Here is a 23064-nt window from a genome sequence, read left to right on the forward strand (position 1 = left end):
CAGATGAACGTGACGGCGGCGCCACGGCCGATGCCTGCGTGTCGCGCTTGCCCCGCGCGCATCGCTCCGCCAGACTGCGCGGATGAAACGAATCCTCGTCCCCGCCCTGGTCGTGCTGCTGGCCGGCTGCGGCTTCCATCTGCGCAAGCCGCTGGCGCTGCCGCAGGACATCGGTCCAGTGCGAGTGGTGTCGTCCAACCCCTACAGCCCGCTGGCCGAAAACCTGTCCGAGGCGCTGACCCGCGCCGGCGCCGCGGCGCCGGCCGACCCATCCGCCACCACCGGCGTGGCCCGGCTGGAGATCATTTCCGAGCGCTGGGGCGACCTGCCGGTGAGCATCGACGCGCGTGGCCGCGGCCTGGAGTTCAGCTTGCACTACGCCACCGTGTTCGCATTGCGTGATGGCGACGGACGCGATGTGGTGCCGCGGCAAGTGATCGAACTTTCCCGCGACTACATTTCCTCGCCCAGCGAGACGGTCGGCACTGCCAACGAGCGCGAGCTGCTGGCCAACGAAATGCGTCGCGAGATGACCGCGGCAATCCTGCGCCGCATCCATGTCGCCACGCGATCCTTGCAGGACGGGGATGCGAAGGCGATCGACATCGTCCCCGATCCGGTCGACTGAGCGGGCAGGGCGGCGGTGGAGCTCAAGCCCGAGCAACTGGTCGCGCAACTGACGCAGGAGCCGTTGCGCCCGGTGTACCTGGTGGCGGGGGGCGAGCCGCTGCGGGTGCTCGAAACCGTGGATGCGATCCGCGCGCACGCGCGTGCCAATGGCTGCGCCGAGCGCGAAGTGCACAACTTCGAGGGTGATTCACGCAGCTGGGACTGGGGCGGGCTCGAGGCCAGCCTGCATGCGCCCAGCCTGTTCAGCCCGCAGCGCCTGATCGAGGTCTGGCTGCCCGCCGGGAAGCCGGGCGTGGCCGGGGCAAAGCTGATCAGCGAATACTGCGCGGCGCCGGTCGAGGGTGTCACCCTGCTGCTGGTGGGCGGCGATTGGAGTCGCACGCATGCCGGCAAGTGGAGCGAAGCCGTCGCCCGCGTCGGCCATGTCGCGGTGGCCTGGCCGGTGAAGCCGCATGAACTGGTCGACTGGGTCGAGCGGCGTCTGCGCAGTCGCGGTGTGCGCGCCGACCGCGATGCCATCGCGTTGCTGGCCGCACGGGTCGAGGGCAACCTGCTGGCCGCCGCACAGGAGGTGGACAAGCTGGCGCTGCTGGCCGAAGGGCGCGTGCTCGACGTGGAACAGATGCAGGCACTGGTGGCCGATGCTGCGCGCTTCGACGTATTCCGCCTGACCGACGCCGCGCTCAATGGCCAGCCGGCGCAAGTCTCGCGGATATTGGCCGGCCTGCGTGCCGAAGGCGACGCCGTGCCAGCCCTGCTCGGCATGGTGGTCAATACCCTCAATACCGCGCAGAAGCTGGCCCAGGTGCAGGCACGGGGCGGCAACCTCAATGCCGAGTTCAAGGCACAGCGCATTTGGGATGCCAAGCAGGCCCTGTTCCTGCGCGCGCTCAAGCGCCACGATGCCAGCCGCTGGGCACGCCTGCTCGCCGAAGCCGGGCGTGTCGATCGCATCGCCAAGGGACGCGAGGCGGGCGATGCCTGGCTGGCGCTGGAACGCCTGCTGGTGGCGGTGGCCGAACCGCGTGCGCTGCGCCTGCTGGCCGCGTGAAGCACGATCTGCGCATCCAGTACGGCGGCAGCTTCGATCCGCTGCACAACGGGCACCTGGCGGTGGCGCGTTGCGCGCGTGACCGTCTCAAGGCGCAGGTCTGGCTGATGCCGGCGGCCGACCCGCCGCACAAGGGCCCGACCCGCGCCGATGCCATGCAGCGCCTGGCGATGCTGGAACTGGCGGTGGCCGCTGAGCCGGGGCTGGCGGTGGATGCGCGCGAACTGCGTCGCGACGGCCCTTCCTGGACCATCGACAGCCTGCTGGAGCTGCGCCGCGAGCTGGGCACACGCACGCCGCTCGCCCTGCTGTTGGGCGCCGACAGCTTCCTCGGCCTGCCGGGCTGGCGCCGCTGGCGCGAACTGGTCGAACTGGCGCACCTGGTGATCGTCGGGCGACCGGGCAGTGACATCGAACCGGCGCGGCTCCCGCCGGAGCTCGCCGCGGCCACCGCCGGGCGCTGGACGGCGCAGGCGGATCACCTGCACGCCACGCCGGGAGGTCGCCTGCTGCAGCTGGAAATGCCCTTGCGCCGCGAATCGTCCAGTGAGCTGCGGCGACGCATCGCTTCACGCGATGACTGGCAGGCGTGGACGCCGCCGGCCGTCGCGGACTACATCCGCCGCCATGCGCTCTACGGCGCAGCAGCGCCGACGCGCTAGAATCGCCGGAAACCCAGTCGAGAAAATCCGTTTGGCCAACCAAGCCCAAGTCATCAAGACCCGTTCCCCCGATCCCGTGCCGCCGGTCGAGGTGTTGCTCAAGACCGTGCTCGAAGCGGTGGACAACATCAAGGCCCAGGACATCGCCGAGTTGGACGTGCGCGGCAAGAGCAGCGTCTGCGATTACATGGTGGTGGTATCCGGCACCTCGACCCGGCACGTGAAGTCGATCGCCGAGGAAGTGGTCAAGTTCGCCAAGCGGCTCGACTACCAGCCGCTGGGCATCGAGGGCGAGCAGGAGGCCGAGTGGGTGCTGGTCGACCTCGGCGATGTGGTGGTTCACGTGATGCTGCCGCGGGTACGCGAGTTCTACGCGCTGGAACGGCTGTGGACGGTAGGCGACGAGCCCCCCGAAGAAGCGCCCTGAGTGCCGGTGGGCGCAGCCGTCGGCTCATGCAGCCGGATGCACGTCGCTGACCGCGTGTCGTCGTCGACAGGGCCATGAAATGCCGACTGATCGCGGTGGGGGAGCGCGCGCCGGGCTGGGTCGCCGAGGGCTTCGCCGAATACCGCAAGCGCCTGGCCCATGGCCTGCCGCTGGAACTGATCGAAATCACCCCGGGGATACGCGGCAAGGGCCGCGATCCTGCACGCGCGATGGCCGAGGAGGGCAGCCGGGTGCTGTCGGCCTTGCCCAAGGGCGCATGGGTGGTGGCGCTGGACGGGCGTGGTCAGGCCTGGTCGTCCGAGGAACTGGCGCGGCAATTGGAGCGTTGGCGTGGCCAGGGCCGTGAGCTCGCTTTCCTCATCGGTGGCCCGGATGGGCACGCGCCGGAGGTGCTGGCCGCCGCCGACCAGCGCTGGTCGTTGGGCCCGTTGACCCTGCCGCACATGCTGGTGCGGCTGGTGCTGGCCGAGCAGCTCTATCGCGCGGTGTCGATGCTCGGCAACCATCCCTACCACCGCAGCTGAGTCGCGCAGCAGAGCGCCGCGCGCGTCGGTGCGCGCGGCATTGCCGGCCCTATCCGTTGAGCACGAAGGCGACCGGCACCCGGCCGATGGCGCGGATCGGCCGGCCGTCACGCTGCGCCGGAACGAAGCGCCAATGGCGCAACACCTGATCGCGTGCGGCGCGGTCGAGCACACGCTGTCCGCTGCTGCTTTCCACCGTCACTTCGAGCGGATGGCCGCGCTCGTCGACCAGCACGCGCAGCACCACGGTGCCCTGCCATTGGTTGCGCAGGGCTTCGCGCGGATAGGCGGGTGAGGGATTGACCCGGTATTGCAGCGCGATGCCGACGGGCATGGCAGCAGCGTCAATCGCCGGAGAGGCCGTACCGGGCAAGCTGTCGGCGATGCTCTCGCCCACCGCCGCAGGCAGCGAGGCAGGGGCTTGGGCAATGATCGCCGGCGCCGCACTGTGCTGCGGGCTGTCGCTGCGCAGGGGCAGGTCCGGACGCGACGGCCGGGTCGGTGCTGGCTTGTCGAGCCGCTCCTCGAGCGGCACTTCCGGTGGCGGCTCGGTGACGGGTTCGGGTTTCGGCTCGATCCAGACCACCGGCATGCGCACTGCATCGCCGATGGGCGCGATGCGCGGTGCCAGCGGGACCAGCAGCAGCCCGAATGCGATCAGATGCACCGCGATGGCCGCGCTGCTGGCGGCAATGCGCGTGGGGTCAAGGCGAGGTCCTGCATCCGGCCGCATGTGCCGGGCGTGGACGGGGGCAGGCCGAGTCATCATGGCGTTTCCTTGCAAGAGGGCTTGTCAGGAAGAACGCATGAGTGCGGCGGATGGGGTTTGCGGCGGGCAAGGAAGGAGGGCCGCATGGCGGCCCTCGGCATGTCCGGGCGATGGATCGGGGTTTCAGTCCGTGTCGTCGCGGGTGACTTCCGGTTCGGGATCGCGATCCAGCCCGCCTTCGTCCGGATTGCGCGGCGCGCGTGGCTCGGGTTGCTGCGCCTGTTTGCGGTCGCGTGGGGTTTTCTCGGCGTAGCCGGAGCGCTCATCGGGTTTGCGTGGTGTGTTCATCGTTCTCAGCGGCCCAATTCGAAAACAAGGTTGAGGGTGACCGAAAGGCTGCTTTCGCCCGGCGCCACCGCGGTTTCCGCCTGCGCCGCCACGGCCGAGTCCATCGCCCGCATCATCGGCACCGGCGGGCGGTAGCCGCCGCTGCTCTCGTCGATGCTGACGATGCGGCGCACGCGCAGACCGAGTGTCTTGGCATACATTTCGGCACGTGCCTGTGCTTTTTCCAGCGCCGCGCGGCGCGCTTCGTCATACGCCTCGTCGGGTTTGTCGATCTCGAAACTCGGCCCGTTGATTTCATTGGCACCCTGCGCCACGAGCGTGTCGATGATGCGCCCGAGCTTGCGGATATCGCGCACCTTGACGCTCACGGTATTGCGCGCCTGGTAGCCGACGATCTGCGCCGGCTCGTTTTCGCGGTAGCGGTAATCGGGGTTGAGGCTGATGCCGCTGGTGCGGATGTCGCGCTCGGGGATGCCGGCCTGCTTCAGTGCCGCCATCACCTTGCTCATCTGCTCGGCGTTCTGGTTCATCGCCGTGCTGGTGTCGGCCGCGCGCGTGACCACGCCGGTGGAAATGGTGGCGACGTCGGGGACGCGCTTGGCACTGGCTTCGGCGCTGACCGAAAGCAGGGTGCCGTCGGCACTGGCGATCGCGGCGGGGGTTTGGGCATGGGCGGCGGGCATGGAGGCTCCGGCGGCAAGGGCGAAGGCAAGCAACAGCGAACGTGGTTTCACGTGATACTCCTGAGCATGGGGAACAAGGGTGGAATCGCAGCGGTTAACGGTTCGTGATTGCAATCGGGGTCGTGTCGCGGCCTGTGGTTGCCGTCCGTTCATGCCCGCGCGCTGCCGGACGCCTGCCAGCCAGCTTCGCCGGGTTATCCTGCCCACATGCTGCATCTTGCCTCACGCTCCCCGCGCCGCGCCGAACTGCTGGCCCGTCTCGGGCTGGATTTCGGCCGCCTGGAACTCGACCTGCCCGAGCAGCGCGGGCCGGGCGAGCCGGCGCTGGATTACGTGTCACGGGTGGCCCGGGAAAAGGCCGGCGCCGGGCTGTTGCAGGTACTCGGCGCACCGGGTGCACTGGTGCTCGCCGCCGATACCGAAGTCATCCTCGATGACGAGGTGTTCGGCAAGCCGGCCGACGCCGCGGCGGCCGCGGCGATGCTGGCCCGCTTGTCCGGCCGCACCCACCAGGTGGCCACCGCGGTGTGGCTGCTGTCGGCCGGGCGCGAGGCGCGTGCCGTGTCGGTGTCCGAGGTCAGCTTCGACGAAATGGATGCGGCACGCATCGATCGCTACCTTGCCAGCGGTGAGTGGCGCGGCAAGGCGGGCGGTTACGCCATCCAGGGCGCCGCCGAGGCCTTCGTGCGGCATCTGTCGGGCAGTCACTCCGGGGTCATGGGCCTGCCATTGAACGAGACCGCGCGGCTGTTGCGGGAATTCGGGGTCGCCGCATGAGCGAGGAAATCCTGGTCAACGTGACCCCGCGCGAAACGCGGGTGGCGGTGGTCGAGAACGGCATGTTGCAGGAGCTGCACATTGAACGCGGCTGGCGTCGCGGCGTGGTCGGCAACCTGTACAAGGGCCGCGTGCAGCGGGTGATGCCGGGGATGCAGGCGGCGTTCGTCGACATCGGCCTGGAGCGCGCGGCCTTCCTGCACGCCAACGACATCCACCGGCCCACGGTCGCGGTGGGCAAGGATGAGGAGCATCTGGAAGAACCACCGACGCTGACCGCCCCGCGCCCGATCACCGAGTTGCTGCGTGATGGCCAGGACATCGTGGTGCAGGTGCTCAAGGATCCTATCGGCAGCAAGGGTGCGCGCCTGACCACGCAGATCAGCATCCCCTCGCGCTATCTGGTGCTGCTGCCGCAATCGCGGGTGATCGGCGTGTCGGCGCGGATCGAGGACGAGATCGAGCGCACGCGATTGAAGACCCTGGTCGCCGAGCTGTCGTTGTCGGCGGCCGCCGGCTACATCGTGCGCACCAATGCCGAGGGCCAGTCCTCCGAGGCACTGGCCGAGGACATTGCCTATCTGAGCCGGGTCTGGGCACTGATCGAGCGGCGTGCGCGCGAGGCGCAGGTCGGCGAGTGCGTGTACGAGGATCTCAGCCTGCCGCTGCGCGCGGTGCGTGACCTGATCCGCCGTGACGTGGAAAAGGTGCGCGTGGATTCGCGCGAAACCTTCGAGCGTCTGCGTGCCTTCGCTGCGCAGTACATGCCGGGCCCGGATGACTCGGCGGACAACACGGAAAGCCTGGCGGTGCGGATCGAGCATTACACCGGCGCACGCCCGATCTTCGACCTGTACGGCGTCGAGGACGAGATCCAGCGCGCCTTGCAGAAGGAAGTGCCGCTCAAATCCGGCGGTTACCTGGTCATCGACCAGACCGAGGCGATGACCACGGTCGACGTCAATACCGGCAGTTTCCTCGGCCAGCGCACGCTGGAGGAAACGGTGTATCGCACCAATCTGGAGGCGGCACAGGCGCTGGCGCGGCAACTGCGTCTGCGCAATCTGGGCGGCATCATCATCATCGACTTCATCGACATGCATGAGCCCGAGCACCGTCGTCAGGTGCTGCGCATGCTGGAGAAGTCGCTGGCCAAGGACCACGCCAAGACCAGCGTGCATGACTTCTCGCCACTGGGGCTGGTGGAAATGACCCGCAAGCGCACGGTGGAAAGCCTGGAACGGCAGCTGTCCGAGCCATGCGGCCAGTGCGGCGGTCGCGGTACGCTGAAGACCGCCGAAACGGTGACCTACGAGATCTTCCGCGAGATCACCCGCGCGGTGCGCCAGTTCGAGGCCGATCGCCTGCTGGTGATCGCGTCCTCGCACGTGGTCAATCGCATTACCGAGGAGGAGTCGGCCGCGGTTGCCGAGCTGGAGGAGTTCCTCGACAAGTCGATCCGTTTCCAGGCCGACGAGCAGTATTCGCAGGAGCAATACGATGTGGTGCTGCTCTAGCGCGCCGCTGCCGGCCCGCTCGCGCGCCGTCGTGCACAGCTTCGAATGCCGCCGCTGCACTGCACACGGCATCGCGAGGGCCAGCTGATGCCGACCCGGGTACGTCGCGGATTGCGCGTGGCCGGCAAGTCGGCCTGGTACGGCTTTGCCGTGCTGGCGTTGTTGCTGGCGCTGGCCGTGGGTGCGGCGACTCAGGGATTGCGCTGGCTGGAGGCACACCCGGCGCGGGTGGCTGCGTGGCTTTCACACAAGGCGGGGCAGCCGATCGCATTTTCCGGCCTGCGTGGGCAATGGACCCGGCGCGGGCCGCTGCTGCAGTTGTCCGACCTGCGCGTCGGGGCCGAATCCGAAGCGATTCCGGTGGGCCAGGCCGAAGTGCTGGTCGCGCCCTATGCCGGCTGGCTGCCGGGGCGGCGCCTGACCGAACTGCGTCTGCATGGGTTGTCGCTGACGCTGGAGCGCGATGATGCCGGCGAGTGGCGCGTGCATGGCCTGCCCGGGCAACAAGCCGGTGACGGTGATGCACTCGACCGCCTCGAGGCACTGGGCGAATTGCAGGTGATCGGTGGGCGGCTGCGGGTGCTGGCGCGTGGCGTGGATGTCAGCGTGCCACGCATCGATCTGCGCCTGCAGGTGAGCGGGTCGCGCCTGCGCGCCGGGGTGCGTGCCTGGCCGGAAGAGAACGGCGCACCGCTGCAGGGCAGCCTGGACATGGATCGCGAGCGCGGCGATGGCCGGGTATACCTCGGTGCACGTCGCCTGGATCTGGCCGGCTGGTCGCAGCTGCTGCGCTGGCAGGGTGTGCAACTGGTGGCCGGACAGGGGCGTGCCGAGGCGTGGATGGAGCTGGCCGCGCGCCGGGTGCAGGCGGTCACCACCCGTGCCGACCTGCGCGATGTCGCGTTGCAGCCGGTGGATCCGGCGCCGGGTGCGCTGGCCGAGGTCGGCATCGAGCGCCTGCGCCAGCGCATGCGCTTCGCGCGCGAGGGTGAAGGCTGGATGCTGGCGGCACCGGAGCTGGCCTGGCGCATGGAGGGCCGCGAACTGCGCATGGATGGCCTGCAGATGCGCGCGGATGGCCAGCAGTGGGCGGGCCGGGCACCGCATCTGGCCGTGGGGCCATTGCTGGCGGTGCTCGATCTCAGCGATCGCCTGCCCACCGGCCTGCGTCACTGGCTGGGACGCGCGCAGCCGCAAGGCGAACTGCATGATCTGGAAGTGCGTGGAACTCAAGGCCGGCTGGATCTGTTGCACGCGCAGGCCAGCGGGTTCGGCTTCAAGCCGGTTGGCGATGCGCCGGGCCTGAGTGGTGTCGCCGGCAACCTGCGCGGCGATGGCGATGGGCTCAGCCTCGAACTCGATCCCGAGGCAGGCATGGTGTTCGACTGGCCGAGCGGATTCGGCCCGGCGCACCCGCTGCGCGCCCGCGGCCGCGTGACACTGTGGCGCGAGGGCGCGGGCGTGCGCCTGGGCACTGAGGCGCTCGACATCGACGGTGATGGCTATCGCGGCCACGCGCGTGGCGGGCTGTGGTTCCAGAACGATGGCAGCCGGCCGTGGATCGACATTGCCGCCAGCATCGACGAAGCCGCGGTACCGGTGGCGAAGAAGTTCTGGATTCGCCACCTGATGCCGCGCGAGGCGGTCGAGTGGCTGGACATGGCGCTGCTCGGCGGGCGCGTGCGCAATGCGCGTGCGATCGTCAGTGGCGACCTGGACGACTGGCCGTTCACCGCGGCCAATGGCCGCTTCGAGGCGCGTGCCGACATCGAGGGCGGGCACCTGCGCTTCCAGCCGGATTGGCCGCCGGTCGAGGCTGCGCGCCTGCATGCGGCCTTCATCGGTCCGGGGATGGCGATCAGCGGCAGTGGCAGCCTGGCCGGCGTGAACGTGGATGAGGTGAGTGCGCGCATCGCGAATTTCGAGCGCGATGGGCTGGAGATCGCTGCGCGCGGGCAGGGCGACGCGGCACGCATGCTGGCGCTGTTGCGCGCCAGCCCGTTGGAGAAGAGTCTCGGCCCGACCCTGGCGCGGGTCGCGGCCAGCGGCCCGGCACAGGCCAGCTTCAACCTGTTCCAGCCTTTCCATGAAGGCGCGCCGCCGCAGCGCATCGATGGCGAAGTCCGCCTGGATGGCGTGACCCTGAGCGAGCGCGAACTCGGGCTGGTGTTCCACGATGTGCGTGGCAGGGCGCGCTACGACGGCAACGGGTTCAGTGCCGAAGGGCTGGCGGTGCGCCATGAAAGCCAGCCGGGGCAACTGGGCCTGCGCGCGGGCGTGGGCCATGTGCGTGAGCGCGGCCATGCCTTCGAAGCCGACCTCTCGGCGCGACTGGGCGTGGAGGCCTTGCTCGCGCAGGCACCGGATCTGGAGTGGCTCAAGCCGTGGCTTCGTGGGCACTCGCAATGGAACGTGGATGTCGCGCTGCCACTGGAAGCGGATGCGGCGCGCGCGCGGCCCAGCCAGCTGCGCCTGAGTTCAAATCTCGTCGGCACCGCGATCGATCTGCCGGCGCCTTTGGGCAAACCGGCGGCCGAGCCGCTGGCAACGCAGGTTTCGCTGCCGATGCCGCTGGACAGTGGCGAGGTCGATGTGCGGCTGGGTCAGCGCATCGCCCTGCGCGCGCGCAGCCGGCAGGGCCGCAACGGCATCCGCGCACGCCTCGGCGGTGGTGCGGTGGCCGAGCCCGCGCCTGCGCACGGCCTGGTGGTGACCGGCCGGGCCGAGCAGCTGGATGCGCTGGCCTGGGCGAGCTGGGTCGGCGCGGACAATGAAGGGCCGGGCTTGGGACCGGTGCATGTCGATGTGCGGGCCGGCCAGCTGCTGCTGCTCGGCCAGCGCCATGCCAATGCGCGCCTGCAACTGTCACCCTCGGCCGCCGGCCGCCAGCTGCAGGTCGATGCGGCCAGCCTGAGTGGGCGCCTGGATATCCCGCGCGCCAGCGCTGCGCCGATCATCGGCCGTTTCCAACGTGCCGATTTCGCGCTGGCGCGGGTGCAGACGGGGCCGGCAGGACCGACGCACGGCGAAGCAAACGACATCGAACCGGCCAAGGTGCCGCCGCTCGACATCACCGTGGACGAATTGCGTCTGAACGGCAAGGCGCTGGGCCGGATGGCACTGCATACACGCCCGCAAGCCGCGGGGATGCAGATCGAAGCCTTGACCGTGGATGCACCGGGGCAGTCGCTGCATGTTTCCGGGCTGTGGAGCGGGCAGGGCGAGCAGACGCACACCCGATTGCAGGCGCGCGTGCACAGCAGCGATTTCGGTGCATTGGCGAGCCGTCTCGGCATCGACGGCCAGGTGCGCAAGGGCCATGGCGAAGTGCGCAGCGAACTGACCTGGACCGGGGCACCGGCCGACTTCTCGCCGACCTCGCTGCAGGGCACGCTGGATCTGGACATCCGCGACGGCCAGCTGGTGGAGCTCGAACCCGGCGCCGGGCGTGTGCTCGGCCTGCTCAGCCTGGCCCGGCTGCCGCAGCGCCTGACGCTGGACTTCCGCGACTTCTTCGACAAGGGCTTCGCCTTCGACCGCATCCGTGGCCACCTGGACTTCAGCGGGGGGCAGGCACGCAGCGAGGACTTCAGCATCGAAGGGCCGGCCGCACGGATCGAGATCAGCGGTCAGACCGACCTGCGAGCGCAACGTTTCGATCAGACCATCGAAGTCAAACCGCGAACCGGCAACCTGCTGACCGTGGCCGGCGCACTGGCCGGCGGCCCGGTCGGTGCGGCGGTGGGCGCGGTGGCCAATGCGGTGCTGAAGAAGCCGCTCAGCGAGGTCGGGGCGAGGACCTACCGCGTGACCGGACCGTGGGACAATCCCAAGGTTGAAGTGCTGGCCCGTCCGCAGGCCAGTGCCCGCAATGGTGCGTCGCCCTGAGCGCGTCGCCCCGCATGGAAGGTGATGCATGACCCAAGCCCTGAGTCTGGCCCAATCCCGTCTGCTGGCGCCCACGGGCCTGGCGCTTGCCGACATCGAACGCGCGTTTTCCACCCTGCTCGGTGGTGGCGCCGATTTCGGCGACCTGTATTTCCAGCACTCGCGCCGCGAGAGCTGGTCGATGGAGGACGGCATCGTCAAGAACGGCGCGCACGCGATCGAGCAGGGCGTGGGCGTGCGCGCGATCAGTGGCGAGAAGACCGGCTTTGCCTATTCCGGCGAGATCGACGCGCCGGCACTTCTGAACGCCGCCGGGGTGGCACGCGCGATTGCGCGTGATGGCGGCCCGGTGCAGGCACAGGCGCTGGTCGTCGGCGATGGCAATGCGCTGTATCGCGCGCAGGACCCGATCGATGCGCTGGGCAATGAAGCCAAGGTGGAAGCGCTGCGTCGCGTCGATGCGCTGCTGCGCGCAGCCGACCCGCGTGTGCGCCAGGTGATGGTCAGCCTGATGGCGGCACTGGACACGGTGCTGGTGGCGCGCAGCGACGGCGTGCTGGCCGCCGACGTGCGACCGCTGGTGCGCATGAACATCCAGGTGATCGTGGAGCAGGACGGTCGTCGTGAATCCGGTTATGCCGGTTTCGGTGGTCGCCACGCCTATGCCGAACTGCTCGGCGACGGGCGCCCCGAGCAGTTCGCCCGTGAAGCGCTGCGCCAGGCCTTGCTGAACCTGGAAGCGGTCGATGCCCCGGCCGGCGTGATGCCGGTGGTGCTCGGCAACGGCTGGACCGGCGTGCTGCTGCACGAGGCGGTCGGGCATGGCCTGGAAGGCGACTTCAACCGCAAGGGCACCTCGACCTATGCCGGGCGCATGGGCCAGCGCGTGGCCTCGCCGGGCGTGACCATCGTCGATGACGCCACGCTGCCCGGTCGTCGCGGCTCGTTGAACATCGATGACGAGGGCACGCCGACGCGCTGCACGCCGCTGATCGAGGACGGGGTGCTCACCGGCTACATGCAGGACACGCTGAACGCGCGCCTGATGGGCATGGCGCCGACCGGCAATGGTCGCCGCGAATCATTCGCCCATCTGGTGATGCCGCGGATGACCAATACCTACATGCTGGCCGGGCAGGACGATCCCGAGGACATGATCCGCTCGGTCAAGCGCGGCTTGTACGCGGTGAACTTCGGCGGAGGCCAGGTCGACATCACCAGCGGCAAGTACGTGTTCTCGGCCACCGAGGCCTATCTGATCGAGGATGGGCGCATCACGGCGCCGGTGAAGGGCGCGACGCTGATCGGCAATGGCCCGGAAACGATGCAGAAGGTGACCATGATCGGCCACGACCTGGCGCTCGACGAAGGCGTGGGCGTGTGCGGCAAGGACGGGCAATCGGTGCCGGTCGGCGTCGGCCAGCCATCGCTCAAGATCAGTGAACTGACCGTGGGTGGTACCCGTGCATGAGCCGGGTCGGCTTGCCTGGCAAGTCGGCGCTCAGGATGCTTGCGTTTCCTCGTCCGTGGCGGGTTCGCCCGCGGCCAGTATTTCGCGGTACAGCTCGCGGAAGGCACGTGGCGGCTTGTTGCGGCGCGCCTCTTCGCCCGCGTTGCGCACCAACTGGCGCAAGCGCTGCCGATCGGCGCGCGGGTGTTCGGCGATGAACTCCGCCAGCGCCTCGTCGCCGCCTTCCAGCAGCCGGTCGCGCCAGCTCTCGGCGCGATGCATCGCCGCCACCTGGCGGCGCGCACCTTCGCTGCTGGCATCCATGGCGTCACGGATCGCGGTCAGCGCCTCTTCGTCCTGCTTGCGCATCTGCTTGGCGAGGAACGCCACCGCGCGCTTGCGTGCGATCGGCGAAGCCACCCGTCGTGCCTCCAGCACATGCTCGCGCAGGCCCTCGTCCAGCGGCAGCTTTTCCAGTTCGGCCGGGCTCTTTTCCACCAGCACCTGGGCCAGTGCCAGCACGTCCAGTGCATCGCGCCGCCGCTGGCTGCGGCTGGGGGAAAGAAATTCGCCGGTTTCCGGATCGTGTCCGCGCATCGTGTTCGTCTTCCGTATTGCTGCACACAGGATAATTCATGCCCGCCCTTGATCTTGCCCATGACGACAGCCTGAGCCGCCTGCAGGCAATGGAGGACACCGCGCGGGAAGTGCTGGACCTGGCGCGTGCGCGCGGCGCCAGCCAGGCCGAGGTGAGCTGCTCGGACAGCAGCGGTCTGCAGGTCGCGGTGCGCATGGGCGAAGTGGAAACCGTCGAATCCACCCGTGACCGCGGGGTGGCCGTCACCGTCTACTTCGGCCGCCGCAAGGGAAGCGCCAGCAGCGGCGACCTGCGCGCGGACAGCCTGGCAGCCACGGTCGAGCAGGCCTGCGCGATCGCCCGCCATACCGAGGAAGATGACGCGGCGGGCCTGGCCGATGCCGAATTGATGGCGCGGGACATACGCGAATTCGACACCTGGCACCCGCAGCCGGTGACCGCCGAAGAGGCGATCACGCGTGCACTCGAATGCGAGGAGGCCGGGCGTGAGCTGGACCCGCGCATCGGCAACTCCGATGGCGCCTCGTTCGGCAGCGCGCAAGCGCTTGGCGTGTACGCCAATTCGCACGGTTTCGTCGGCCGCGAGCGGGATACCCAGTACACCCTGGGCTGCGCGCTGATTGCCGGCAGCGGCGAGGCGATGCAGCGCGATGGCTGGTACAGCACCGCGCTCGACCTTGGCGGACTGGAGCCGGCGGTCGAGGTGGGCCGCCATGCCGCGCGCCGCGCACTGGCACGGCTCGACCCGCGTCGTCTCGGTACCGCCAGCATGCCGGTGCTGTTCAGCGCCGAAACGGCACGTGGCCTGATCGGCCACCTGTTGGCTGCGGTGTCCGGTGGCGCACTGTACCGGCGCGCGAGCTTCCTGTGCGATGCGGCGGGCACGGCGCTGTTCCCGTCCTGGTTCTCGCTGCTGGAAGATCCGTTCATGCCGCGCGGTTTCCGTTCCACCTCCTTCGATGCGGAGGGCGTGGCCACGCGACGCGCGCCGCTGGTGGAGGACGGCATCCTGCAACGCTATCTGCTCGGCAGTTACTCGGCACGCAAACTCGGGCTTGCCACCACCGCCAATGCCGGTGGTGTGCACAACCTGCAGGTGGCGGCCAATGCCGACAACCTGCAGTCGATCATCGCCGGCCTGCCGCGCGCGTTGCTGGTGACGGAACTGATGGGGCAGGGTGTCAATCCGGTGACCGGCGATTATTCGCGCGGGGCGGCAGGATTCCTGATCGAGAACGGTGCCATCGCGCACGCGGTCGATGGCATCACCATTGCCGGCAACCTGCGGCAGATGTTCTCCGCGATCGAAGCGGTCGGCGCGGATGTCGACCCGCGCTCGCATGTGCGCACCGGCCCGATCCTGGTCGGGCGGATGACCGTGGCCGGGGAGTAAGTGGCCCGCCTCGCCCGGATTCGTGATCCGGGATGGCGTCGGTAATCCGCACAAGGTACAGTCGGGACGCATCCACACACAGGCTGACCATGCCATGAATGAAAACATCGACAGTCCCGCGATTCCCTCCGAAGACCGCACCATGGCCATGTTGGCGCATCTGCTGGGCATCCTCACCAATTTCATCGGCCCGCTGGTGATCTGGCTGATCAACAAGGACAAGCCGGAAAAGAGCTTCGTCACCGACCAGTCGAAGGAAGCGCTCAACTTCCAGATCACCCTGCTGATCATCTACATCATCGGCGTGATCCTTTCGATCATCCTGATCGGCGCGCTGATCAACATGGTGGCGGGCCTCGTCGGCCTGATTTTCGCGATCATCGCCGGAATCAAGGCGAACGATGGCGTGGCCTATCGCTACCCGTTCGCACTGCGGCTGATCAAGTAAGCCAACGCCATCGTTTTCCGACCGCGATGCCCGGCCCGTGCCGGGCATCGTCGTCTGCGCTGCCCGATCGCTGCCTTGCGGGTGAGGGTCGGCGTCCCGATATCAGTGACAGATCCCGATTCACGGAGTTTGCGATGTCTTCCAATCAACCCCGCGACCTGGCCGTCGGCGAGCCGTCCTCCGAAGAACGCCTGTGGGCGGCCGGGGCCCATGTCGGCGCGCTGGTCGCGGCGTTCGCCACCAGCTGGTTCGCCGGCGTCGCCGGTGCGCTGGCGGCGTTGCTGGTCTGGTTCCTGGTGCGTGGCCGCCACCCGTTCGCCACCGCACATGCTGCCGAAGCCTTCAACTTCAACCTCAGCATGCTGATCTACGCCGTGGTCTCGATCCTGCTGGTGGTGTTCACTCTCGGCATCGGGCTGCTGGTCGCGTTGCCGCTGTGGCTGGCGTTGGCGCTGGCCTGGCTGGTGTTCACCGTGATTGCCGCGGTCAAGGCCTGGAGCGGCGAGCGCTATCGCTATCCGCTGACCATCCGCCTGTTGCGCTGAGCGCGGGCGCCGGCTCAGTGCCGGCGCTCGATGACCCGGCGCGCCAGTTCGGCCAGCACGCGGGTGTCGGCATCCAGCGCGGCGAGGGCATCCTGCATCCGCGTGCCGAGTTCGGCCAGGCGCCGGCGCGAGGCGTCCAGGCCGATCAGCGCGGGGAAGGTGGCCTTGTCCTGTGCCTGGTCCTTGCCGGCGGTCTTGCCCAGCGTCGCGCTGTCGGATTCGACATCGAGCAGGTCGTCCTTGATCTGGAAGGCGAGGCCGAGCGCATCGGCATAGCGATCCAGTTGCTCGCTGCGGGCGCGATCGACACCTGCCGCGAGTGCGCCCAGACGCACCGAGGCGCGCAGCAGGGCGCCGGTCTTGAGTGCATGCAGGCGCTCGAGGCGGGGCAGGTCGATGTCCTGGCCGGTGGCGGCGATGTCCAGTGCCTGTCCCCCGCACATGCCGGCATGGCCGCTGGCGGTGGCGAGCTCGCGCAGCATGGCGATGCGCGTGTCCGCGGCCAGCGGTGCTTCGGCGATGCGTGCGAAGGCGAGCGTCTGCAACGCGTCGCCGGCGAGGATCGCGCTGGCCTCGTCGAAAGCGATGTGCACCGTGGGCCGGCCGCGGCGCAGGTCGTCATCGTCCATCGCCGGCAGGTCGTCATGCACCAGCGAATAGCAGTGGATCAGTTCCACCGCGAGCGCGGCATCGTCCAATGCGTCGTCGGCTGCGCCGAAGGCATTGCCGGTGGCATGAACCAGCAACGGACGGATGCGCTTGCCGCCGGCGAGCGCGGCATGCCGCATCGCCGCATGCAGGCGCGTGGGTTCCTCCGAGGCGGGCGGCAGCACGCGCTCGAGCGCGGCTTCGATGCGCGCCTGCCATGCGGCAAGGCGCGCGGCGAGGGCATGCTCAGGCATCGGCGTCGTCGATGAACGCTTCGGCGCTGTCCGGGTCCTGCGGGTCGGACAGCAGGCGTACGCGCAGCTCGGCCTGTTCCAGCGCACCTTGGCAGCGCCGGTACAGGCCCACGCCGCGTTCATAGGCGGACAGCGAATCCTCCAGCGACATGTCGCCGGTTTCCATCTTTTCCACCAGTTGCTCGAGTTCGTCGAGCGAGCGCTCGAAATCGGCGACCGGGGAGCTGGCCTCGGGTTCGGTTCGCTTGCGTGTCATGGCTCAAGTGTGCGGTGCACCGGGTGATGGGTCAATCATCGCCGTGTCCGGTTCCGGGCGTGTGTCCGCCAGTTCCAGCCACGCCCCGCGCTGCTGCAGCCAGGTCGCGAGTGCTGCCGAATGCAGCCGGCCCGCGGCCAGCAGCGTGCCATCGGCATCCTGCAGCAGCGGCCAGGCCGCGCGCCACCAGGGCGGCACACCGGCCGCCTGCAGCGCATGCTTGAGCCGATGATGGTGGCTGCGATTGGGCAGGCGGATGCGTTCGTCGCCACGGCGTGCGCGCACCTGCAAGGGTGCATCGAACGCGCTGGCACCATGCAGCCGCCACAGCAGGCCATTGGGCAGGTGCAGCGGCGCGCGACCGTCCCATTCGCAGTGGAAGCCGTGCGGCAACGCTGCCACGCCCGGATCGAGGTACAGCGCGTCGCGCCAGCGCAGCAACTGCGTGCCGGCCCAGTGCAGCCGGCTGGCGCCATCGCTCGGCGGCCGCGTCAGTTCCTGCTCCAGCCAGCGCACGCCCTCGGCCGGCAGCGGCGGCAAGCCGCGTGCCTGCAGCCACTCGCGCAGCAGACGTGCACGGCGGGGTCGCGGCACGGCACGCAGGGCTTCCAGCGCCACGTGATCGGCGTCCGCCGGCAGCGCGTGTTCACGCTCGTCCTGTTGCAGCAGCTGCACGGCTTCAGCCTGCAAGGCCGCCGCACGCGCGAGGCCGGCCGCGGCATGCGGCCAGCGTTGCCGCAGCCGCGGCATCAGTTCGAGTCTCAGCCAGTTGCGATCGAAGTCGGCGCTGGCATTGCTCGGATCCTCGATCCAGCGCAGCCCATGCGCGCGCGCATGCGCGAGCAGTGCGTCGCGCGGGGTGTCGAGCAGCGGACGCCACAGCGCGCCCGCAGCGTATTCGCGCCACGGCCGCATCGCGGCCAGTCCGTCCGGACCGGCGCCACGCAGCGCGCGCAACAGGAAGGTTTCGGCCTGATCGTCCTGATGATGGGCCAGTACCAGGATCTCGCCCGGGCGCAGGTGACGGGCGAAGGCGGCATGGCGCGCTTCGCGCGCCGCCGCTTCGGGGCCGTGGCCCTCGTCGTGCACCTGGACCCGTTCGGTCAGCAGGGGCACTCCGAGCGCCGCACATTCCCCGGCGCAGTGCGCGGCCCAGGCATCGGCCCCGGCCTGCAGTCCGTGGTGCACGTGGATCGCGCGCAGGCGTCCGCGCGCGAGTGCGGCCAGTGCATGCAGCAGCACGCTCGAATCCAGCCCGCCGCTGTAGCCGAGCAGGTAGCGCCGCCCCGGATCCGCGGTGTCAGGCGGCAGTGGGAAGGTGGCGGGCAGGGGCGCGGACATGGTTCGGGCCGTGCGACCCGGGCGCGCGGGTCGCACGGCCGGGGCTCACTCGGTTTCGATGCGGATGCCGCCGATCACGCCGGCGGCGATGTTGTAGATCAGCGCCTGCAGCATGCCGCCGATGAAGCCGAACAGGCCGTACATGATCGGCAGCACGATGATGCCGAACACGCCGCCGATCATGCCCCCCATCACGCCGAAGCCGCTGTCGCCCCCTGCGGCACCCGCGATGCCCCCCATCACGCTGCCGAGGAGGAAGAAAATCAGCCCCGCCAGCAGGCCGAATGCCGCGGCGATGATGCCGGCGATCTTGCCGGCGGACAGAACGTCGATACGCTTGATGACCATCATGATCTCCCCATGCCGGCCGATTGCCGGCGGCTTCAAGCTTAGGGGATTCGCACGGCTTCTGGCGTGCTCAGGCGTAGGCGCCGTAACCGCGCAGGCGCTGGTAGCGGCGCTCCAGCAGCTCCTCGAGCGGCAGCTTCTCCAGTTCGTCTAGCTGGTTCATGATCACCGCCTTCAGCCGGCGGCCCATCTGCCGCGGATTGCGGTGTGCGCCGCCGATCGGCTCACGCACCACCTTGTCCACCAGGCCCAGTGCCTTCAGCCGCGGTGCGGTGATGCCCATCTGCTCGGCCGCGTCGCGCGCCTTGGCCGCGTCCTTCCACAGGATCGATGCACAGCCTTCGGGCGAAATCACCGAATAGGTGCCGTATTCGAGGATGTTGGTGACATCGCCGACGCCGATCGCCAGCGCGCCGCCGGAGCCGCCCTCGCCAATCACGTTGCACACGATCGGCACCTTCAGTTCGGCCATTTCCAGCAGGTTGCGCGCGATCGCCTCGGACTGCCCGCGCTCCTCGGCGCCGATGCCGGGGTAGGCGCCCGGGGTGTCGATGAAGGTGATCACCGGCAGGCCGAAGCGCTCGGCCAGCTTCATCAGGCGCAGCGCTTTGCGGTAGCCCTCCGGGCGCGGCATGCCGAAGTTGCGCCGCACCTTGGTCTTGGTGTCGCGCCCCTTCTGGTGGCCGAGGATAAGCACGCTGCGGCCGTTGATGCGCGCCAGGCCGCCGACGATGGCCGGATCATCGGCGTATGCGCGGTCACCGGCCAGCTCCTGGAACTCGCTGGCCATGATCTTGATGTAGTCGTTGGTGTACGGCCGCATCGGATGACGCGACATCTGCGACACCTGCCAGGGCGAAAGGTCACGGAAGATGTGCGCGGTGCGCTGGCGCAGCTTGTCCTGCAACGCCTTGAGTTCGTCATCGATGTCCACCGCCTGGCCGTCGCTGGCCTTGCGCAGATCCATGATCTTCGCTTCCAGATCGGCGATCGGCTGCTCGAAATCGAGGTAATTGGAATTCATGTGCGCCAAGTCACGCGGCCAGTTGGACAGACCCTTCAGTCTAATGGATGGGGCGATGCGTTGGCGTACGGCGCTGCCCGCGAGGCAGCCTGCCGACGCTGCCCGGGCATCGCCGGGATGGCCTCAATCCGGCGTCGCGGCTGCGGGTGGTGTCGCCGCCGCTGGCAGGCGCACGTCCACCAGCCGCCAGCGCAGGCCCTGGCGCTCGAGGATGAAATCGATGCGCGAGCCATCTTCGCGTGCACTGCTGGCGACGAAACGCGAGGGCGATTCGAAACGCGTGCTGACATCCTGCATCGGTTGCCAGGGCACCGGGCCGCCGAGCACGCCGCCTTCGGGGTCGGTATTGCCGGTGGCCCGTTGCAGCAGCGCATGGCCTTGCAGCAGCACGGCCAGGCCGGCAGGTGATACCGCCGCGTCGATCGCGCTGTCGGACAGCATGCGCGCGGCAGCGGCGGCTGCCACGCCGGTGCTGCCGCTGCCGAAGCGGGCGTCGATTTCGCGCGCCAGGCGATCCTCCATCTGCGCCCGCAGGTTGGCACGCAGGGCGGGATAGTCGACGTGCCGGGCCAGTTTCGAAACATCGCGCCTGGCCAGGGCCTGGTCGATGCCGCGCAGAGCCAGCCACGGTCCGGCGAGGAGCCAGGCGAGCAGCAGCACGAGGCCGAGCACGGTCAGGGCCAGCAGGCGGCGCAGGGTCGTGTTCATGCTCAGAACTCCAGATCCAGTGCGGCGCACAGATAGTCGACGAAGGGTGCCAGCGCGCGCAGGTCGGCTTCCACCATGCGCAGCAGGGTGGGCGAGGTCATGTCGCCATCGGCGAGCGGGCGCAGCAGGGCGAAATTGCGATGGCGCAGATCGTCCAGATGCACGAAATCGGCCGGGAAGCCGCGCGGTGGCCGCAGCAGCATGTCCTCGGACGCCATGTCGAAGCGCCTGCGCAGGCGCGCATCATGCGCGGCGCGTGCCCAGCCGGCCGGATTGTCGAAGATGAACTGGCGCACGCGGCGCTGGGTTGGCGTCTGCGGGTGCCACAGACCGGCACCGATGAAGCTGGCCCGCGGTTGCAGGTGCAGATAGAACGAGGGCGCCGGCACTTCGCGGCGGCGTTCGTGGAACAGGCGTGCGCCCTGCCAGGACTTGTACGGCGACTTGTCGTGGGCGAAGCGGGTATCGCGCTGGATGCGGAACAGCGAACCGCCCACGCGGCCGGAATCGCTGCGGAAATGCGGGCTGATCGCGGCCAGCGCCGGTTGCAGGTCGTCGAGCAGGCGGCGGAACGGTTCGCGCACATCGGCCTCGTATTCGGCCTTGTGCGCGTGGAACCAGTCGCGCCGGTTGTTGCGCGCCAATGCGCGCAGAAAGCGGAACGACGCGGGGGAAAAGTAGCTGCTCACGCCACCTCCGCCTCCAGCATGTCGCCCCAGGCCTGCAACTGGTCGAGCAGATGCAGTGCCTGCGTGTCGTCGGCATGCGCTTCGCGCAAGGCGGCGATCTCGGCGCGCCACTGCGGCAGGGCCATTTCGCCAAGGCCGCTGTCCTCCAGCAGGCGTCGGCGGCGATAGTCGTACCAGCGCTCCTGCTCGTCGAAGGTGAGGTGCTGCGGCCAGTTGCGCGCCCGATAGCGCCACAGCAGCTCGTTCAGGCGTGCATCGCGGAACTCGATGTCGCCTTCGCGGAAGCGTTCGGGCGGGATCGCGCGCAGCTGCGGCATCAGGCGCTTGTCGCCGTCACCGACGAAGCCGTCGTACAGGGCGCCGTCGGCATCGGCGTCGCTCCAGTCACGCGGGCGCGCGAACACCTGGCGGATCTTCTCCGCGAGTTTCGGCCCGTGCCGGCGCAGCTCGGCGGCGCGCGCTTCGACCACGGCCGGATCGATGCCGAGGCGTTCGAAATCCGCTTCGCGCAGATGGCCCCATTCGACCAGTGCGGGGCAGCGGTTGGCATGCACTTCCTTGAGCGCGATGCGCGTCTCGCCGGCGGGAAGATCGCGCTGGCTGACGTAGAGCCGGTCGGCGATGCCCTCGGCATCCAGGCGCAGCAGCGGTTCGATCTCCTGGCCAAGGTCGAACACGATCACCCGGCTGTCGATCTGCGGATGCCGGGTCAGCGGGATCACCGGCGCCGCGCACAGGCGCGCAGCCGGAAAGCGCTGCGAAACATGCAGCAGTGGCTGCATCGCGAAGGCGTCCAGCATGCGCATCACCGCGCGCTTGTCGCGCAGGCCCAGCGCGTACTCCCACAGCCGTGGTTGCGCCGCTTTCAGCGTGCGCGCCAGGCCGATCAATGCGCGCACATCGGACAGGGCTTCGTGTGCCATGCCCTCGCGCAGGCCATTGTCCTCGGCCAGGTGCTCGAGCCTGAAGCTGGTGCCGCCGCCATCCTCGCGCTGGCGCCAGACGATGCCGTCGGGGCGCAGCGCATGCGCCAGACGCATCACGTCGAGCAGATCCCAGCGCGAATTGCCGCCGCGCCATTCGCGCTCATACGGATCGAAAAAATTGCGCCAGAAGCCGTAACGCACGAATTCGTCGTCGAAGCGCAGCGAGTTGTAGCCGACGGTGCAGGTTTCGGGACGGCTCATCTCCTCGAAGATGCGCGCCATCGCCTCGGCTTCGCTGATGCCCTCGCGCGCGGCGCGCTGCGGCGCCAGGCCGGTGACAAGGGTCGCCGCGGGCGTCGGCAACAGGTCATGCGCCGGCGCGATCAGGAAGTCCAGTGGTGCATCGATCTCGTTGAGTTCGGCATCGGTGCGGATCGCGGCGAACTGCGCGATGCGGCTGCGACGCGGGTCGGTGCCGAAGGTCTCGAGGTCGTAGAACAGGAAGCTTGCGCTCATGCGCGTGAATCCCGTCGCGCACGGTTCGCGCGGGGCCGCGGCCGCCTCATCGCGCGGCGCCGACCGCCGCCAGCATCGCCTCGACGTGGCCTTCCGGCGCCGGATCCGAATGCACCGCCAGGATCCGGCCATCGCGGTCGATGGCGAACGAGCTGCGGTTCGACCATTCCGGCTTGCGCTCCATGCGCGCACCGTATTCGGCGGCGATCCGCGCATCCGGGTCGGCCGCGACCGGGAACTTGCCGGCGCAGCTTTCGTTGTCGGCGGAGAAACGCGCCAGCTGGTCGCGGTTGCCGGCGGTGACGCCGATCACGCTGGCGCCGGCCGCGGCGAAGCGCTCGATGGCCTCGGAAAACAGGCGTGCCTCGATGTTGCAGCCGGGGGTGTAGGCGGCGGGGAAGAAATACACCACCACCGGGCCCTTGCCGCGCGCCTCGGCCAGATCGAAGGCAAACGGCTCGCCGGACAGCCAGGCATCGGCCTTGAAGTCGGGTGCCGGCTGGCCGGCCTGCAGCAGGCCATCACTGGCGGCTGGCGGGTTCTGTGCCGCCGCCGCATCGGTATCCGCCACCGGCGTGGCGGCAGCGGCCTGGGGATCGGCGGACGGTGCGGGCGCGCAGGCGGCAAGGCTGGCGAGCAGGGGCAGCAGGGCGAAGGTGGCGGGGCGGGGCATGGCGCACTCC

The 23064-nt window shown here is 69.2% G+C and carries 25 protein-coding genes; 12 read left to right on the forward strand and 13 right to left on the reverse strand.

Annotated features, from left to right (window positions below; genetic code table 11):
- Window positions 1-82: 82 nt before the first annotated feature.
- The 5 genes from ACW11F_RS02250 (at window position 83) to rlmH (ending at window position 3315) form a co-directional block, all read left to right on the forward strand.
- On the forward strand, window positions 83-628 hold the full coding sequence (locus tag ACW11F_RS02250) for an LPS-assembly lipoprotein LptE (RefSeq protein ID WP_456995287.1): 546 nt from the start codon (window positions 83-85) through the stop codon (window positions 626-628).
- Between the two features lie 15 nt (window positions 629-643).
- A complete protein-coding gene (holA, locus tag ACW11F_RS02255; protein ID WP_456995288.1) occupies window positions 644-1681 on the forward strand; it encodes a DNA polymerase III subunit delta in 1038 nt (345 codons plus the stop codon).
- Window positions 1678-2343, forward strand: a complete 666-nt coding sequence (gene nadD, locus ACW11F_RS02260; RefSeq protein WP_456995289.1) for a nicotinate-nucleotide adenylyltransferase — start codon at window positions 1678-1680, stop codon at window positions 2341-2343. The genes holA and nadD overlap by 4 nt, the downstream gene beginning before the upstream one ends.
- Before the next feature lie 31 nt (window positions 2344-2374).
- Complete coding sequence (gene rsfS, locus ACW11F_RS02265) at window positions 2375-2770, forward strand: ribosome silencing factor (protein WP_456995290.1); 396 nt, start codon at window positions 2375-2377, stop codon at window positions 2768-2770.
- A 74-nt stretch (window positions 2771-2844) separates the two neighbouring features.
- On the forward strand, window positions 2845-3315 hold the full coding sequence (rlmH, locus tag ACW11F_RS02270) for a 23S rRNA (pseudouridine(1915)-N(3))-methyltransferase RlmH (RefSeq protein WP_456995291.1): 471 nt from the start codon (window positions 2845-2847) through the stop codon (window positions 3313-3315).
- Between the two features lie 49 nt (window positions 3316-3364).
- Here the strand turns inward: rlmH and ACW11F_RS02275 are convergent, their stop codons facing one another.
- The 3 genes from ACW11F_RS02275 to ACW11F_RS02285 all read right to left on the reverse strand — a co-directional run bounded on the left by ACW11F_RS02275 (window position 3365) and on the right by ACW11F_RS02285 (window position 5055).
- Entirely contained in the window at window positions 3365-4081 is a 717-nt protein-coding gene (locus tag ACW11F_RS02275) for an energy transducer TonB (protein ID WP_456995292.1), read from the reverse strand.
- 126 nt (window positions 4082-4207) lie between these two features.
- Window positions 4208-4372, reverse strand: coding sequence for a hypothetical protein (locus ACW11F_RS02280; protein ID WP_456995293.1), 165 nt, complete (start codon window positions 4370-4372; stop codon window positions 4208-4210).
- Between the two features lie 5 nt (window positions 4373-4377).
- On the reverse strand, window positions 4378-5055 hold the full coding sequence (locus tag ACW11F_RS02285; RefSeq protein ID WP_456995869.1) for an SIMPL domain-containing protein: 678 nt from the start codon (window positions 5053-5055) through the stop codon (window positions 4378-4380).
- Window positions 5056-5262: 207 nt separating this feature from the next.
- Here ACW11F_RS02285 and ACW11F_RS02290 point away from each other — a divergent pair, with 207 nt between their 5' ends.
- From ACW11F_RS02290 to tldD, 4 genes are all read left to right on the forward strand, one after another.
- Complete coding sequence (locus tag ACW11F_RS02290) at window positions 5263-5832, forward strand: Maf family protein (protein ID WP_456995294.1); 570 nt, start codon at window positions 5263-5265, stop codon at window positions 5830-5832.
- Entirely contained in the window at window positions 5829-7349 is a 1521-nt protein-coding gene (rng, locus tag ACW11F_RS02295; RefSeq protein ID WP_456995295.1) for a ribonuclease G, read from the forward strand. Before ACW11F_RS02290 ends, rng begins: the two co-directional genes overlap by 4 nt.
- Before the next feature lie 87 nt (window positions 7350-7436).
- A complete protein-coding gene (locus ACW11F_RS02300; RefSeq protein WP_456995296.1) occupies window positions 7437-11237 on the forward strand; it encodes a YhdP family protein in 3801 nt (1266 codons plus the stop codon).
- Window positions 11238-11265: 28 nt separating this feature from the next.
- Window positions 11266-12708, forward strand: coding sequence for a metalloprotease TldD (tldD, locus tag ACW11F_RS02305; RefSeq protein WP_456995297.1), 1443 nt, complete (start codon window positions 11266-11268; stop codon window positions 12706-12708).
- Between the two features lie 30 nt (window positions 12709-12738).
- On the opposite strand, the gene yjgA is transcribed toward tldD, so the two are convergent.
- Window positions 12739-13284, reverse strand: coding sequence for a ribosome biogenesis factor YjgA (gene yjgA, locus ACW11F_RS02310; RefSeq protein ID WP_456995298.1), 546 nt, complete (start codon window positions 13282-13284; stop codon window positions 12739-12741).
- Between the two features lie 38 nt (window positions 13285-13322).
- Between yjgA and pmbA the strand changes: the two genes are divergently transcribed.
- The 3 genes from pmbA to ACW11F_RS02325 all read left to right on the forward strand — a co-directional run bounded on the left by pmbA (window position 13323) and on the right by ACW11F_RS02325 (window position 15671).
- Window positions 13323-14678 carry a metalloprotease PmbA gene (gene pmbA / locus ACW11F_RS02315; RefSeq protein WP_456995299.1) on the forward strand — a complete coding sequence of 452 codons (1356 nt, stop codon included), beginning with the start codon at window positions 13323-13325 and terminating at the stop codon, window positions 14676-14678.
- Between the two features lie 94 nt (window positions 14679-14772).
- Entirely contained in the window at window positions 14773-15126 is a 354-nt protein-coding gene (locus ACW11F_RS02320) for a DUF4870 domain-containing protein (protein ID WP_456995300.1), read from the forward strand.
- 134 nt (window positions 15127-15260) lie between these two features.
- Window positions 15261-15671: a DUF4870 domain-containing protein gene (locus ACW11F_RS02325; protein ID WP_456995301.1), complete on the forward strand. Its 411-nt coding sequence runs from the start codon at window positions 15261-15263 to the stop codon at window positions 15669-15671.
- Between the two features lie 14 nt (window positions 15672-15685).
- On the opposite strand, the gene ispA is transcribed toward ACW11F_RS02325, so the two are convergent.
- From ispA to ACW11F_RS02370, 9 genes are all read right to left on the reverse strand, one after another.
- Complete coding sequence (ispA, locus tag ACW11F_RS02330; protein WP_456995302.1) at window positions 15686-16573, reverse strand: (2E,6E)-farnesyl diphosphate synthase; 888 nt, start codon at window positions 16571-16573, stop codon at window positions 15686-15688.
- Window positions 16566-16829, reverse strand: a complete 264-nt coding sequence (locus tag ACW11F_RS02335; protein WP_456995303.1) for an exodeoxyribonuclease VII small subunit — start codon at window positions 16827-16829, stop codon at window positions 16566-16568. The genes ispA and ACW11F_RS02335 overlap by 8 nt, the downstream gene beginning before the upstream one ends.
- 3 nt (window positions 16830-16832) lie before the next feature.
- A complete protein-coding gene (gene tilS / locus ACW11F_RS02340; protein ID WP_456995304.1) occupies window positions 16833-18170 on the reverse strand; it encodes a tRNA lysidine(34) synthetase TilS in 1338 nt (445 codons plus the stop codon).
- Window positions 18171-18215: 45 nt separating this feature from the next.
- Window positions 18216-18518, reverse strand: a complete 303-nt coding sequence (locus tag ACW11F_RS02345; protein WP_456995305.1) for a hypothetical protein — start codon at window positions 18516-18518, stop codon at window positions 18216-18218.
- 70 nt (window positions 18519-18588) lie between these two features.
- A complete protein-coding gene (locus ACW11F_RS02350; protein WP_456995306.1) occupies window positions 18589-19542 on the reverse strand; it encodes an acetyl-CoA carboxylase carboxyltransferase subunit alpha in 954 nt (317 codons plus the stop codon).
- Window positions 19543-19665: 123 nt separating this feature from the next.
- Complete coding sequence (locus ACW11F_RS02355) at window positions 19666-20250, reverse strand: DUF2939 domain-containing protein (RefSeq protein WP_456995307.1); 585 nt, start codon at window positions 20248-20250, stop codon at window positions 19666-19668.
- Window positions 20251-20252: 2 nt separating this feature from the next.
- On the reverse strand, window positions 20253-20939 hold the full coding sequence (locus tag ACW11F_RS02360) for a DUF2461 domain-containing protein (protein WP_456995308.1): 687 nt from the start codon (window positions 20937-20939) through the stop codon (window positions 20253-20255).
- Window positions 20936-22381, reverse strand: a complete 1446-nt coding sequence (gene sbcB, locus ACW11F_RS02365) for an exodeoxyribonuclease I (RefSeq protein ID WP_456995309.1) — start codon at window positions 22379-22381, stop codon at window positions 20936-20938. Before sbcB ends, ACW11F_RS02360 begins: the two co-directional genes overlap by 4 nt.
- A 46-nt stretch (window positions 22382-22427) precedes the next feature.
- Window positions 22428-23054, reverse strand: coding sequence for a peroxiredoxin (locus tag ACW11F_RS02370; RefSeq protein WP_456995310.1), 627 nt, complete (start codon window positions 23052-23054; stop codon window positions 22428-22430).
- Between the last annotated feature and the right edge of the window lie 10 nt (window positions 23055-23064).

Source organism: Luteimonas sp. e5 (assembly GCF_054031035.1).

Coding starts and splice junctions, on each gene's coding strand:
- ACW11F_RS02250 (WP_456995287.1), top strand. CDS start 83: ATGAAACGAATCCTCGTCCCCGCCCTGGTCGTGCTGCTGGCCGGCTGC.
- rlmH (WP_456995291.1), top strand. CDS start 2,845: ATGAAATGCCGACTGATCGCGGTGGGGGAGCGCGCGCCGGGCTGGGTC.
- ACW11F_RS02275 (WP_456995292.1), bottom strand. CDS start 4,081: ATGACTCGGCCTGCCCCCGTCCACGCCCGGCACATGCGGCCGGATGCA.
- ACW11F_RS02280 (WP_456995293.1), bottom strand. CDS start 4,372: ATGAACACACCACGCAAACCCGATGAGCGCTCCGGCTACGCCGAGAAA.
- ACW11F_RS02285 (WP_456995869.1), bottom strand. CDS start 5,055: ATGCCCGCCGCCCATGCCCAAACCCCCGCCGCGATCGCCAGTGCCGAC.
- ACW11F_RS02290 (WP_456995294.1), top strand. CDS start 5,263: ATGCTGCATCTTGCCTCACGCTCCCCGCGCCGCGCCGAACTGCTGGCC.
- rng (WP_456995295.1), top strand. CDS start 5,829: ATGAGCGAGGAAATCCTGGTCAACGTGACCCCGCGCGAAACGCGGGTG.
- ACW11F_RS02300 (WP_456995296.1), top strand. CDS start 7,437: ATGCCGACCCGGGTACGTCGCGGATTGCGCGTGGCCGGCAAGTCGGCC.
- tldD (WP_456995297.1), top strand. CDS start 11,266: ATGACCCAAGCCCTGAGTCTGGCCCAATCCCGTCTGCTGGCGCCCACG.
- yjgA (WP_456995298.1), bottom strand. CDS start 13,284: ATGCGCGGACACGATCCGGAAACCGGCGAATTTCTTTCCCCCAGCCGC.
- pmbA (WP_456995299.1), top strand. CDS start 13,323: ATGCCCGCCCTTGATCTTGCCCATGACGACAGCCTGAGCCGCCTGCAG.
- ACW11F_RS02320 (WP_456995300.1), top strand. CDS start 14,773: ATGAATGAAAACATCGACAGTCCCGCGATTCCCTCCGAAGACCGCACC.
- ACW11F_RS02325 (WP_456995301.1), top strand. CDS start 15,261: ATGTCTTCCAATCAACCCCGCGACCTGGCCGTCGGCGAGCCGTCCTCC.
- ispA (WP_456995302.1), bottom strand. CDS start 16,573: ATGCCTGAGCATGCCCTCGCCGCGCGCCTTGCCGCATGGCAGGCGCGC.
- ACW11F_RS02335 (WP_456995303.1), bottom strand. CDS start 16,829: ATGACACGCAAGCGAACCGAACCCGAGGCCAGCTCCCCGGTCGCCGAT.
- tilS (WP_456995304.1), bottom strand. CDS start 18,170: ATGTCCGCGCCCCTGCCCGCCACCTTCCCACTGCCGCCTGACACCGCG.
- ACW11F_RS02345 (WP_456995305.1), bottom strand. CDS start 18,518: ATGGTCATCAAGCGTATCGACGTTCTGTCCGCCGGCAAGATCGCCGGC.
- ACW11F_RS02350 (WP_456995306.1), bottom strand. CDS start 19,542: ATGAATTCCAATTACCTCGATTTCGAGCAGCCGATCGCCGATCTGGAA.
- ACW11F_RS02355 (WP_456995307.1), bottom strand. CDS start 20,250: ATGAACACGACCCTGCGCCGCCTGCTGGCCCTGACCGTGCTCGGCCTC.
- sbcB (WP_456995309.1), bottom strand. CDS start 22,381: ATGAGCGCAAGCTTCCTGTTCTACGACCTCGAGACCTTCGGCACCGAC.
- ACW11F_RS02370 (WP_456995310.1), bottom strand. CDS start 23,054: ATGCCCCGCCCCGCCACCTTCGCCCTGCTGCCCCTGCTCGCCAGCCTT.